We start from the raw sequence: 12171 nt of genomic DNA, 5'->3' as shown, positions 1-12171 counted from the left end.
TATTAAACTCCTATAATGTATTACTGTTAATCATAGTAACGCAATACCGGATAAAAAGTAAACCTATTTATAATAAAAATATATTTTTTTAGAATTTAACAAAAATAATATATCAAAAGTTTTGACAAAAACAATTTTTTGCTATATTATTTTATTTATAAATACATTATAGGGGGGTTAATATGATAAATATGACAAAAATAAATGAACAAAAATCAGAGGTGGGGATGCAACAATTTAGTTTGTACAGGCAGATGATGTTTGAAGGATTTGAATCTTTTGCATATCAAAGTCAAGAAAATTTTAAAGGTAAACAAAAACAGTTAAGTAAAATAAATAAGATAGGACGTAAATTACCAAAAATTGGAAGAGATGAATGTTTTAAGTTTAATAGTAAGGTTGATTTTAGTATTCAAAGAGAAGCATTAAAGCATATGGGTGCAAGTGAAGTTGGAAGTATGTTTATTGGAGCTGATTCTTTAGAAAAATTAATGCGAGATAGGATACTTAAAGCTATAGGAAGAGAGATTCCATTTGAAGATAATTTAAGCATGAGAAAGGGGAAGATACTAGAGTCTTTAGGATTTGATGAATTTGTTCGTATGCACGCAGGCAATATTGAAGTGTTGCATAAAAACAAATATGCAAACGGTGTTGACAAATATAATTATTTTAAAAAATTTAAGGGCCGTGAGACATTAGTTGGTTCAACAATTGATGGATGGTTTGTAAGCATCACAGGAGAAGCAGAGTTACTTGAGATCAAATTTAGTGATAATCTTTACTTAAAAAGTGCAGCTTTTGAATACAACAGAACCGGTAATTTTTTAGAAAATAAATATTTCTTCAAATATTATGTTCAAGTACAAATGCAACTCTTATGTACAGGTTTAGATAGGGGAAATTTATTTATTATCATAGGTAATGAGGCTATCAACTGTGTAATTAATAGGGATGATAATTTTATTAGTGCTGTAATGACTGAGGTTTCAAGATTAGAGCAGGAAGTAAGTCGTATTGCCAAATCTTTAAAATCAAATAGTGATATTGATATTAAAAATATTGATTTAGACGAGCTGAGTGTTATTATTGAAGATTTTTTAAAGAATAGCTTTGTGTATCAAGAGTTGTGTGATATGGATTTCAAGTTTGAATTTTTAACATTTTTAAAAGCAAGTCATCTTGAGATTGATGAAGACGAAAATTTGAATTTGAAGAGACATCTTGAAAAGATTATTGCATTGCAATCTGAAATTGACAAGGTAGAAGAGACAACTAAAAAGGATTATGCGTTAGAGTTGTCTAGGTTAACAAAACCTATTAAAGATAAACTTAAATTTCAAATAGATGCTCTGGTTAAAGAATTTTCTTTAAATGAACATATAAATTATGACTTTGATGGGAATCTATTCCATTTAGATATGAGTAGGAGAGCTATTAAGGATAGATTTAAGTTTTTAAGCTCTGTTATGGATTTTACCTTTAGTAGTAATTCAAATGTAGTTAATGATTGGTCCACTCCTATTTTAAATGCTGTTTAAGGGTACCTTTATGAGGTTTATATTTATGGTTTTATTTTTGGTAATTACTTATAAGGCTTTAAGATTTTTATGTAAGTTTTGCATGCGAAGTATAGCGAGACTCATTCAGGATTATTATTCAAGACAAGAATTTTTAGAAAATATGAGAAGACTTGATTGTGATTTAAGACGTATGGAGATGTTAAGTAGGATTTATGATGAGGAGAGTTCTGGTGTTTGATATTAACTCTTTAAGTATGTCTGGTCGTTTAACAAGAGACTGTGAGCTTAATTATACTAGTAATAGTCTTCCTATATTAAAATTTACTCTGGCTAATAATAGAGGTGTTAGGAGGCGTAGTTCATGGGAGAGCCAAGCACAATTTTTTGACTGTGTGATTTTTGGCTCTAAAGCTGAGAGTCTTGCTGTTTTGCTTAAACGAGGGGTTCAAGTTGTACTTAGTGGATCCCTCGCTTATGAGAATTGGAGAGATAAGCGTACAGGTGAGGGGAAGAGTAAATACAGTATTTTGGTAAATGATATTCAAATCTTAAACTCATCTGTTAAAAAACAAGAGACTAATGATTCTCAGTCTCAAGATGAGTTTTATGAAGATATTCCTTTTTAGTAGTTATATAAGGTAAATTAAAAGTTAAGGAGGTATGGGGTGGTAGTATCAAAAAGGGAGCTTATAGAAAATATGATGGGAGCTAAATATGATTTTGAAGATGTTTTACTTTGTAGGAAAGACAGACAAGGAGAGATGCTATTTGAGAGACTTTGCAGAGAAGGGCTTACTATTGGGAATGCTAAGTTATGTTTAGATGTGTTTTTAAGCATTTGCAAAAAGAGTCCTGACTTCGATTCAAGATATGGGATACTTAAGATTAACAAGAGGAGTATATTTGTAGATAGTTTTTTTAGTATTTCTATATTTTTAGATCAAATTCTAAACTTTTATGATAGTAGTGTAGAGTGTCTTCTTGAGGAGCCAGACTTAGAGATTTAATGGAGGTTGAAGGTTAGAGATGAAAATAACGCAAAATAATCCGAATTTAATTTCAGCAGTACGTCAATGGGGATGTTACTTTTTATCTCTTCATTATTACATAGAAAAGTATAAAAAGTTGCAGTTTAGTGTTCTTGATATAAATAAGAATTATCATAACTTTGTTAAGTTAGGATATATAAGAAGTAATTGTTATATTCTAAACCCATGCGCTGTGCTTAGACGGTTTGATATTAGTACAAGTGTGAGGTGGGAAGGCCCTGCTTACAGATGTTTAGATGGAGAATTTGAGATAAGTGAAGTTAAGATTAAAAATACACCAGGATATCATTTTATAGCAACTAATGAGGCATCTGTGCTTTATGATTCACTGATGCTTAAAGAGCGGGGTGTTGAATATGAAATTACATCAAGGAGAATATTTAAGAAATATTGAAACTACTAAGTAGAGAAGGAAGTAAATACCTTTATAGTGCTGATATTATAAGTCTTTTTCCTAGGCATACCCAGTATATTGAAGGATTTTTTGGTACAGGAGCTGTATTTTTTGCAAAGCCATTAGCCCATTACAATATACTCAATGATAATTCTAAATTTATATATAAGTTTTTTTATATCTTAAGACAAGACCCTGAGTTGCTCTACAAGCGTGTAAGAGATGCAATTATTTATGATAGCATTATTAATGAGAACCTGGACAAAATCGAATACATGGTTTTGCGAAGTTTGTATTCACTTTATGCTTCATCCGGCGTAACTATGAAGTTAAATCGAAGTAATGCTAAGAGATTGTTTTTAAGTACCCTTCAAACTTATAAATCTAGATTTAAAGAGATGCTTGATAATGCAATATTTACGTCACGTGATATTTTTAAATTTTTAGCAGCACTACCTAGGCGAGATAAGGTAAGCTCAACATTTGTATATCTTGACCCTCCATATTCAATTTCACGTGGAAATCTTGCTGATAATCGTGGATGGAATTTAGATTCTCTAGAGAGACTTATTATAGAGATGAAGAGATATAGTTGGCAATTTGCAATAAGTGAATTTGATGATTTAAGAGTAGTTGAGCTTTTCTTAAAGCATAATCTTTTTGTAAATTATGTAGCACGCTCAACTGGTATAGCTAGTATTTTTAAGAAAACTAAACATGAAATACTAGCTACTTCATACAAAACTAATAAGTCAAGGATGGACTTCCGTGATACTCGTTATATTCAAAAGGAAATGTTTAAAATGCAGGCGTAAATTTGTATATGGAAAAAAGACCCTAGAAAAGTTTAGAGTCTTTTTTTTCCCTGCATAATGAAATTTTAGTTTAAAGAATATATATATTATAAACCAAAGAATTATCAAAAACAAAAGCTTAACAAATAATTTTTATGTAAAATAAATACCTAATTTTATCTTTAGGTATTTATTTTGAAGTTGGTAAAATTTTTGAAGTGGGAAAATAGTACCTTAGGTGTATGAAAAATATTAGCAAAAAATATGGGTTATTTCAAGCTAGTTTTGATATCTTTGTAAGCCTGTATTTTACTTGCACTTGAGAGTCCATAAACATTATCAATCTCAGAAGTAGATGAGTATTTCATAAGCTCTTTAATTTCAAATGAATTATATCCTTTAGACTTTAGTGATGCTATAAATATATTACGGAGTATATGTAGAGATTTGCGATGTTTAAATCCTCCCTTAATAAGTAATTCCTTAAATTGTTTTGAAATCTTGATTATGCTAACTTTATTGTCACGAAATTTAAGTTTACTTTTTTGAAATAGATAAGTACGTCTACTGTCTTTGTCTCTAGAGCCAAAATATTCTTGATGTGCCCTCATAATAGAATCAAATTCAAACTTACTAATAACTACTTCTCTTATACAGATATTGCTGCGTTTTTTAGCTACATTAACACGAATAGAATAGAATACTTCACCATTACTGCTTGTCTCTTTATATATATCAGTAAGTTTTACATTTTGTATCTCAACACCCCTACAACCAGTAATTGAGAGTAAGTGTACAAACCATCCTGAGATTGGATCTTGTTCTTTAAGTCTCTCTATAGAGCGTTTTACTAGTCTAGTTGTCTTGTCATTTAGATAAAATCTTACAGGAGTGTTTAATTTTTTAGTATTTCTAGTTTTAAGTGAGCTTTTAAGTAGAGATAATTCTTCTCTTAAGTGCTCATTTTGCATTTCTAATTCTTTAATTTTTAAGTTAAGATTGCAGTTAATTAAATGTTTCCCTTTCATGTAATTTCAAAGTTAACTAAATAGTTTAAAAATAGATAAAATTAGTTATAAAAATATTAGCAAATACTTACATGTAGAGTCAATTTTTAAAGGTCTCCATTGCATAGAAAATATCTTACCTAAGGTTGTTTATGTAAATAGATAGGGTATTTTTTTGTATGTTTGGTTAATATATCTAGAATACTTTAACCTAACCTTAACAAATACTTCAAATTTTACTCTCCGTAGACTTTATTTGTCTATTTAGTGGCTTTCCATTTTGCAATGAGACATATTGTTCTTGAAAATTTAACTTTACTCTTTCTGTTAACCAAAGGTTTACTTTTATAGTTACTCTTACCATTTTTATAACGAGTTTAATTTATTCTTTTTCATGCTTTTTTATCTAGGATATTTGTTGCCTTTTTCTCTTAAATCTCTCTTTCTTAAATATTATTTCTTAACTTTTTGATTATGAGAGGTTCTTTAACCACCTGCTCCTACTTGACAAGTGCTTGTTGCTCCTTCTTTAAAACCATTGAGCGTACTTTCATCCATTTTACTAAAATATCCTTGTACAACGGTTTTAAAAGTGCTTTTACCCCCATCATTTCCATTACATTTTTCAAGTTCAGTATTTATATGTTCAAGGGCTTCCTTTATTTTAGATTCATCATGATTTAAAAATTTGTTAAAAAGATCATCATTACCCAAAGCTTGTTTTAAAAAATCTAGATTTGTTTTTTGAGTTTCATTTAATTTTTCTCTTAACACTTCTTCAGGTGTTTTTTGTACTTCTTCTTGTTCTTCTAAATTTCTTTTAACTCTACTCTTAGGTGTAGCATTTCTATGCTCATATTCACAACTACTAATTAGTAGTGCCAATACCAAAATAAAATTAATTTTATTCATATAAATCCCCTTATCTTTTTTGATTTAAAAATATATCTCTATTTACACATCTTGAATGTGCATGTAGTTATAAGTATTAATTGTTTTTGTAAAATTTATTGTTTTGTTATAAATTTTATGTTAAATATATTTTTGTTAACCTATTAGTTAACTTATATTAAAAGGTATGAGTAGGGTAAAGAAATCATTAGATGATTATGTTGTGTATTTTAGAGAAGGAAAACTTAATGACGCTAGTATTGCAAAAGAGCTTGGAGTTAGTCGTGTTAATGTAGGTCCTGTGATGCGATATTTACTAATGTTAATCTTACAAGTAAGCATGAATTTATCTCCCCAATAGCATATTTAGATCCTGCATACAGTATTGGAGGAGATAATACAGCTATTTGTGTTCTAGAGCGAGTAGATCAAAGTTATTATGCGTTTATATTTCAAGAAAAGTTACCAGTAGGTGATCCTAAGATGTTAAATACAATTAAAACTATACTTACAAATCTTAATGTACACAAACTATATGTTGAAGATAGGGATGATATTTCTGGGCATGGGAATGTGACTAAAACGTTTCTTAAACTTAGAGCGGGTATGAGTCATAATTTTAAAATTGCTCCAATTAAACCTATAAGTAATAAATTTACTAGAATTGCTACGTTAATAGAGCCATTTGCAACATCTAAACTTAGTATTATGGATTATTCAAGTAAGTCAGCTATATCTGATATTTATAAGTATAAAGGAGATGGTAAGAGTGATGATGATTCATTAGATAGCCTGTCAGCATCATATATGTTATTGACTTTGGGTGCTCGTTCTCTTAAAGCACATTTTACTAAAATAAGGTTCCTATAACACTTAAAATATTATATAATAATTACATAAGGAGTGTTTTTATGGGACTTGCTCAACCTGTTATTACTCAACAAATGGTTATAGCTGAACTTACTAAAGCCGGTATTAAGAGAGATATCGCTATTGATCTGTCTTACAGATATTATAAAAATGAACTGACTTACAAAGATATTGAATTCTTAAAAGAAAACTTTGATATAAAGTTGAAACATTTAGAAGATGGGATTAGTAGTGTTAAGGATGAACTTAATACCAAAATAGATACTGTTGAGAATAACTTTAACCTTAAACTTGAAAAAGTCGAAGCTCTTTTACAATCTGAGATTAAATCTGTCAAAATTGAACTTGATAACAAGATTGATAACAAATTTAATGAACTTGATAACAAAATAGATACAGTTGAAAATAATCTTAACACTAAAATTGATACCAAATTTAATGAACTTGATACTAAGATTGATGTTAACAAAATGGAGCTTGATAGTAAACTTGATAAAACTGCATCTGAACTTAAGAGTACATTAAGACTTCATGGTTGGATGTTTGGTACTCTTATTACTCTTAATATAGGAATATTTTTAGCATTAATGTCATTATTAGTAAAGTAAATTTATTTATCTAAAGCCCCCCTTATTTAATTGACTTTCTGTCAATTATTTTTTTTAGTCATTTTTTTACAAAAATTATTTAAATTTTGTTAGAAACAATTAGTTTTTGTCAATTGTTGCGTTATATTTTCTCCATATATTTATGGTTAAAAGTTAAAGATATCATGATTTCAAATAGCAATATAAACGCAAGAGACTTATACCGTTACTCAATATTTTTTAGAAACTACATTTCAAATGTAGCAGAGGACACTCTTAAGAATGGAATTACCTTAAATAGTATTGATACTGCTTTTAATGTTAATGATGCTTTAGAAACCTTAAAAATAGAGTTGAAAGAAGCGTTATTGCAGTGTTTAATTAGTTACCGTTTTAATGGTGTTGGATACATTTTAGTTAAAACTGCTGACGTGCTGGAAGATTTACACTTAAGCGTGAACCTAGAACTTCCTATTGGGTTTATGTATCTTGACTATAACAATGTTCGTGATGAGGGGCCTGACTTTAATTATATAACATACACTTTCAAAATAAATACAGATGAGAAGATATCTTATAGAGAGTTGAAGATTCATAAGAGTAGGGTAATCATACACTCTAATTATGATTATATACTTAAAGCCTACAGTCCATGTTATACGCAAAGCTTTTTGCTTAATATATATCTTTTTGAACAAATATATAAAGAAATAGAGAGGAGAATAGAGCAACATAACTTTTTATTTTACAAGGATGAATCATTAGTAGCATTACAAGATGCACTGAGTGATGTTACGACTTCATTAGAGCTTTTAACTAAGGGCGTTAATTATAAGCCAAGTATATTTTCTAACCTGTTTAAAAGCAATGTAGATGAAAATCAAAATCATATAAGCACATTTAAGAGTGTAAATAGCGATTTAGAGCGAGAGCTTACACGGCTTAAATCTAACTTAAATAATAATGGTATTTTTTACAGTGGAACACCAGATGCTTCACTGGAGGTTATTAAGTATGATTTAACCTATTTAAAGGAAGCATTAACCTTAGTAAAGGCAAAGATAGGTGCTGACACAAAAGAGCCATTAACTAGAAGTTTTAATGAGCAAACCAAGGGGCTTGGAAATGATGGGAAAGGGGATAGGTCTAATTATTATGACTTTTTAAAAAGTGTTCAAGAACAAATTGAAGTTACTATTAATAGTAAACTTGTTAAGTATTTCAATCTTAAGATGCATTTTAATTCACTGTATGTGCTAAGTGAAGAAGAAAAAATAGAGAGAGATATGAGATTACTTGAAATGTATGACAAGTATGTAGCTTTAATGCTACATCCTGCCTTAAGTACAGTTGATAAGGCAAATTTACAAGACAGATTATTTATAAAAATAAAAGGAGATTAATATGGAAGTAGAGAAGACAAATGACTCTGTAAAGACCGCTACTGATACAGAATCAGTAAGTAAAACACCGGTTATGGTGAGTATAAGTGCTGCTGAATATGAAGAATATAAAGCGTATAAAGCAACAAAAGAATCTGATAATAAGGCTTTAAGTATTAATGAGCGTGTATCAAAAGAACTTGCTGAGGTTCAGGAGCGTGCATTATTACAAGATAAACTCTTAAAGGAAGCAACACGTATCAATGAGATTGATACACTTGCAAGTAAATACTTAAGTAATCACTTTAATAAAGAGGCATTACTCTCTAAAGGATATTCACTTGATGAGATACTCTTAGCCCAAAGCCGAGAGCTTGTTCGAAAATATGTATTACCTGAAGAGATAAAAGCTATAGCTAAGGTTGAATCAACAGAACATCTTGAAGGAAAGATATTGGAACAGCTTTTAGATTTGGCAAAGGTGAATATAAAACATAGAAAGCGTAATGTGAGTATGAGTGATGTTTCTTCTAAAAATGGGAGTGTTAAATTTAGAGAGACAATATCAATCTCAGATCCAAATTTCAGACCAATTAATCGAAGTGAGATTACAGAAGGTATGATACAGTTTCATATAAATAAACAAAAACAGACTTCCGAAAGAATAAACAAACGCAGTGCTTAAGGGGAGGTTAGTGTGTCTAATAATATCACGCAACTTAAAAAAGAATATGAAGATAAACTTAAAGAAATCAAAGCATTAATGAAGAATCCTAGTAGTGACTTAGCTACTTTTAGTAACAATACTGATTTTAGAGATAAGAATTTACATTTTAGTAATTCTGGTGGAACTAGTACAAGTTCAGATACTGTAATTGTTAACTATCCAATTAAGGGATATCCATACAAGAGAGGAGTAAAGTTATCTTTTGAAGGTGACTTTGAACCTCGTGTTGAAGCTGGGGGTGGTGATGACCTTTTTGGTATATGCATTAATATAGATGATTTTACACAAAGGGCAACAGTAGTACCAATTACGGAATATTTTGAAGGGTACTTAGTAGTAAAAAAGGATAGTCAATCTTCAATTAATGCTGGAGATAAATTGTCCTTCAATACAAATGGTGAACTTGAAAAGGCTAGTACTTCAAATAACACTAAAGTGAATGCAATAGCTTTATCAAAAGCATACAAATTAAATGATAGTCTCTACATAATAAATGTTAGTGTATTTGGAAATAGGGCATTGAAGGGTAGTTAATGAGTTCTGTAAGTGAAAAAATAACTACTTCTAGCGGTATTAAAGGTAATAAAGAAGTTCAAGACAGTGATACTTTGCATTCAGATTATGAATTAGAGAGTCAAATGGCAAATTCAGAGCAAATAGAATTTTTAAAAACACTAGATGTAGAAACATTAAATACTCTAGATACTCTAGAGGATGTAGAATCATTGAGAATAAGTAGTCAGCCTAAAAGCCGCAGCAAAAGACATACACCTGCACAAGTAGCGTCACTTGAGACTCAATACAGAGATGCAATCCTAAAGCTTAGACAATACACTAAGAATCAACATGAAGATAGGGCTTTATTTAGTGGTTTTGAGAATGGATTTCAAGATAAGATGAAAATTATTGATTCTAATGCCCTCTCAATATCTAGTAGTGTTGACATTATAGGAAAGTATCCATATAAAGGATGGCCATTCAAGCGTGCTGTTAAGCTTTCAGTAGAGAGTGATACTGTTTATGTCATACCATCTAATGATGAGGATATGTATGGTATATGCATTGATGTTGATGAGAGTACTGACACGGCATCTGTAATTCCAATAACTAATAATTTTACTGGATATTTATCAGCTAGTGATGCAAGTATAAAGATAGCAGATAAATTAGATTTTGATTCAAACGGAATGCTTATAAAAGCAGGAAGTGGTGGCAAAAGAATGATGAATATCGTAGCACTTGATGACGCATTTACCATTGATTTAGCACCAGATGATGCTACCCGTAAGGGACAATACAAATTACATTTTGTTGAAGTAACGGTGTATGGTAATAGATCTTAAAGAATTTTTAATTATCAAAATAGGAGGTTAAATATTGTCATCTAATAATATCACACAATTAGTCAAGGACTATGAAACTAAAAGAGATAAGTTGAAAGGACTTATGAAGAATCCTAGCAATTATTCAGCTACTTTTAGTAACAATACTGATTTTAGAGATAAGAATTTGCATTTTAGTAATTCTGGTGGAACTGCAACAAGCAGCAAGACTAGATTAGAGAATCATCCAACTAAAGGTTATCCATATAAACGAGGTGTAAAACTTGTTGTAAATCCTTTTACCCAAGGCCAGCCACACTATGAACCACATGTTGAACCTGGGGGTGGTGATGATTTATACGGTATATGTGTTAACATAGATGATTTTACACAAAGGGCAACAGTAGTACCAATTACAGAATATTTTGAAGGGTATCTTGTTGCTAAAGATAATTCTATTAAGGAAAAAGATAAGCTTAAATTTAATTCAAATGGTGAGCTTGAAAAGGCTAGTGGATCTACCAATGTCAATGCTATAGCTACATCAGATTCGATTCAGTTGTCAAGTGACGTTTACATAGTAAGTGTAGTAACTTATGGAAATAAGGCTTTAAATTAAGGAGATTTTATGTCAGATTTATTTGATTTGGAATATTATTCAAAAGAAATTGCAAGTGTTATTAATGATGTAAGTACACCAGAATTTTACAAATGGTTAGCAGATGAACAGTTTGAATACATCAATCTTAAAACTGGTTTTGTGAAAAGTATCAAATGGGATGCGTTTGCAAATAAAAATCCTACAGCATTAATAGATGAAGTTAATGTTATCTCAACTATGGGATTTCGTTCAGAAACTATAATGCTTAATTACCTAAAGTTACAGTATAAGTTTAGACATATAAATCAATATGAAGAGAACTTTTATACCCATAACGGATATATTGGAAATCCAAATAACAGTTTGCTTCCCTTTAGAGAAGCATTTAAGCTTACAAGTGATGAGATTATCAAGATTATCGATCATTTTATTTTAACCGGTACTGTCACAGTAAAAAAAGATGGTAGGAGTCAACAAGTATTACTTCCTAATATGTACGGGCTACTTAATATGCCAAATCAAGTTAAAGAAGAAGTTGAGGCTTCTAATAAAGATAAAATGGATAAGATCTTTGAAAAAATAAAGTCAGGACTTGCAAAATTAGAGCTAGGAAAAGAATTCTCAACACCTATGGTGGTATTAGTTGACCCATTAACAAGTTTGAAACTTGTTGAACCATATGCAATACCAAGTACGTCCTCATCATCTAATGTTTATTCTTCAACTGTTTCATGGGAAGATTTCCTTATTAAGACCATAAAGGCTGTTAATAATAGAAGAGAAGTATATATACAGACAAGTCATTTACTAAAAAACCAGATACTCATTTATCCAATGAGTCCAAAATTACTAAAGTTAAAACTAAGTAGATATACGTTACCAATTCTAAATAGACAAATTGATAAGGACTCAACTGATATTGCACATTCATACCTTGATTTTGTACTTGGTGGGCTCTTAGCAACAGACAATACTATTTTGAGAGTTGATATTAAGCAAAGTTAATTATTAGTAGGAGAGGAGT

Annotated in this window: 17 protein-coding genes; 15 read left to right on the top strand and 2 right to left on the bottom strand. The window is 30.1% G+C overall.

Features of this window, described 5'->3' with window-relative positions:
- Window positions 1-191 precede the first annotated feature (191 nt).
- The 6 genes from bpSLO_RS05215 to bpSLO_RS05190 are packed head-to-tail and all read left to right on the top strand — an operon-like array spanning window position 192 to window position 3781.
- Window positions 192-1541: a DUF244 domain-containing protein gene (locus bpSLO_RS05215; protein ID WP_246989881.1), complete on the top strand. Its 1350-nt coding sequence runs from the start codon at window positions 192-194 to the stop codon at window positions 1539-1541.
- A 25-nt stretch (window positions 1542-1566) separates the two neighbouring features.
- The gene (locus tag bpSLO_RS05210; protein ID WP_025407653.1) at window positions 1567-1761 is read left to right on the top strand and encodes a hypothetical protein; all 195 of its coding nucleotides are present in this window, start codon (window positions 1567-1569) and stop codon (window positions 1759-1761) included.
- A complete protein-coding gene (locus bpSLO_RS05205) occupies window positions 1736-2149 on the top strand; it encodes a single-stranded DNA-binding protein (protein ID WP_241803720.1) in 414 nt (137 codons plus the stop codon). Before bpSLO_RS05210 ends, bpSLO_RS05205 begins: the two co-directional genes overlap by 26 nt.
- 39 nt (window positions 2150-2188) lie before the next feature.
- A complete protein-coding gene (locus tag bpSLO_RS05200; protein ID WP_025407651.1) occupies window positions 2189-2530 on the top strand; it encodes a hypothetical protein in 342 nt (113 codons plus the stop codon).
- A gap of 19 nt (window positions 2531-2549) precedes the next feature.
- A complete protein-coding gene (locus bpSLO_RS05195) occupies window positions 2550-2966 on the top strand; it encodes a DUF261 family protein (RefSeq protein ID WP_246989852.1) in 417 nt (138 codons plus the stop codon).
- The gene (locus bpSLO_RS05190; RefSeq protein ID WP_246989880.1) at window positions 2963-3781 is read left to right on the top strand and encodes a DNA adenine methylase; all 819 of its coding nucleotides are present in this window, start codon (window positions 2963-2965) and stop codon (window positions 3779-3781) included. The genes bpSLO_RS05195 and bpSLO_RS05190 overlap by 4 nt, the downstream gene beginning before the upstream one ends.
- Before the next feature lie 248 nt (window positions 3782-4029).
- Here bpSLO_RS05190 and bpSLO_RS05185 read toward each other — a convergent pair whose 3' ends face one another.
- Window positions 4030-4788, bottom strand: coding sequence for a tyrosine-type recombinase/integrase (locus bpSLO_RS05185; protein WP_246989879.1), 759 nt, complete (start codon window positions 4786-4788; stop codon window positions 4030-4032).
- Between the two features lie 465 nt (window positions 4789-5253).
- Window positions 5254-5679, bottom strand: coding sequence for an Mlp family lipoprotein (locus tag bpSLO_RS05180; RefSeq protein WP_246989846.1), 426 nt, complete (start codon window positions 5677-5679; stop codon window positions 5254-5256).
- Window positions 5680-5845: 166 nt separating this feature from the next.
- Between bpSLO_RS05180 and bpSLO_RS08135 the strand changes: the two genes are divergently transcribed.
- The 9 genes from bpSLO_RS08135 to bpSLO_RS05135 all read left to right on the top strand — a co-directional run bounded on the left by bpSLO_RS08135 (window position 5846) and on the right by bpSLO_RS05135 (window position 12152).
- On the top strand, window positions 5846-6019 hold the full coding sequence (locus tag bpSLO_RS08135; RefSeq protein WP_432432493.1) for a DUF603 domain-containing protein: 174 nt from the start codon (window positions 5846-5848) through the stop codon (window positions 6017-6019).
- Window positions 5968-6528, top strand: coding sequence for a hypothetical protein (locus tag bpSLO_RS05170; RefSeq protein WP_348648862.1), 561 nt, complete (start codon window positions 5968-5970; stop codon window positions 6526-6528). Before bpSLO_RS08135 ends, bpSLO_RS05170 begins: the two co-directional genes overlap by 52 nt.
- A 41-nt stretch (window positions 6529-6569) precedes the next feature.
- Entirely contained in the window at window positions 6570-7136 is a 567-nt protein-coding gene (bdr, locus tag bpSLO_RS05165; protein ID WP_246989839.1) for a Bdr family repetitive protein, read from the top strand.
- 164 nt (window positions 7137-7300) lie between these two features.
- A complete protein-coding gene (locus bpSLO_RS05160) occupies window positions 7301-8518 on the top strand; it encodes an anti-CBASS protein Acb1 family protein (RefSeq protein ID WP_246989837.1) in 1218 nt (405 codons plus the stop codon).
- Window position 8519: 1 nt separating this feature from the next.
- Entirely contained in the window at window positions 8520-9182 is a 663-nt protein-coding gene (locus tag bpSLO_RS05155; RefSeq protein ID WP_246989835.1) for a DUF1357 family protein, read from the top strand.
- Between the two features lie 12 nt (window positions 9183-9194).
- A complete protein-coding gene (locus bpSLO_RS05150) occupies window positions 9195-9758 on the top strand; it encodes a DUF228 domain-containing protein (RefSeq protein ID WP_246989833.1) in 564 nt (187 codons plus the stop codon).
- On the top strand, window positions 9758-10567 hold the full coding sequence (locus tag bpSLO_RS05145; RefSeq protein ID WP_246989893.1) for a DUF228 domain-containing protein: 810 nt from the start codon (window positions 9758-9760) through the stop codon (window positions 10565-10567). The genes bpSLO_RS05150 and bpSLO_RS05145 overlap by 1 nt, the downstream gene beginning before the upstream one ends.
- A gap of 34 nt (window positions 10568-10601) precedes the next feature.
- Entirely contained in the window at window positions 10602-11165 is a 564-nt protein-coding gene (locus bpSLO_RS05140) for a DUF228 domain-containing protein (protein ID WP_025407626.1), read from the top strand.
- Window positions 11166-11174: 9 nt separating this feature from the next.
- Complete coding sequence (locus bpSLO_RS05135) at window positions 11175-12152, top strand: hypothetical protein (RefSeq protein ID WP_246989875.1); 978 nt, start codon at window positions 11175-11177, stop codon at window positions 12150-12152.
- The last annotated feature ends 19 nt before the right edge of the window (window positions 12153-12171 follow it).

It is taken from the genome of Borrelia parkeri (assembly GCF_023035815.1).
Classification (GTDB): domain Bacteria; phylum Spirochaetota; class Spirochaetia; order Borreliales; family Borreliaceae; genus Borrelia; species Borrelia parkeri.
Note: the sequence above shows the minus strand (reverse complement) of the source record. Positions and strands in the feature narration are given on the sequence as shown.

Bases quoted from the DNA above. Each gene is read 5' to 3' on its own strand.
- bpSLO_RS05215 (WP_246989881.1), top strand. From the start codon at position 192: ATGACAAAAATAAATGAACAAAAATCAGAGGTGGGGATGCAACAATTT.
- bpSLO_RS05210 (WP_025407653.1), top strand. From the start codon at position 1,567: ATGGTTTTATTTTTGGTAATTACTTATAAGGCTTTAAGATTTTTATGT.
- bpSLO_RS05205 (WP_241803720.1), top strand. From the start codon at position 1,736: ATGATGAGGAGAGTTCTGGTGTTTGATATTAACTCTTTAAGTATGTCT.
- bpSLO_RS05195 (WP_246989852.1), top strand. From the start codon at position 2,550: ATGAAAATAACGCAAAATAATCCGAATTTAATTTCAGCAGTACGTCAA.
- bpSLO_RS05185 (WP_246989879.1), bottom strand. From the start codon at position 4,788: ATGAAAGGGAAACATTTAATTAACTGCAATCTTAACTTAAAAATTAAA.
- bpSLO_RS05180 (WP_246989846.1), bottom strand. From the start codon at position 5,679: ATGAATAAAATTAATTTTATTTTGGTATTGGCACTACTAATTAGTAGT.
- bpSLO_RS08135 (WP_432432493.1), top strand. From the start codon at position 5,846: ATGAGTAGGGTAAAGAAATCATTAGATGATTATGTTGTGTATTTTAGA.
- bdr (WP_246989839.1), top strand. From the start codon at position 6,570: ATGGGACTTGCTCAACCTGTTATTACTCAACAAATGGTTATAGCTGAA.
- bpSLO_RS05160 (WP_246989837.1), top strand. From the start codon at position 7,301: ATGATTTCAAATAGCAATATAAACGCAAGAGACTTATACCGTTACTCA.
- bpSLO_RS05155 (WP_246989835.1), top strand. From the start codon at position 8,520: ATGGAAGTAGAGAAGACAAATGACTCTGTAAAGACCGCTACTGATACA.
- bpSLO_RS05145 (WP_246989893.1), top strand. From the start codon at position 9,758: ATGAGTTCTGTAAGTGAAAAAATAACTACTTCTAGCGGTATTAAAGGT.
- bpSLO_RS05135 (WP_246989875.1), top strand. From the start codon at position 11,175: ATGTCAGATTTATTTGATTTGGAATATTATTCAAAAGAAATTGCAAGT.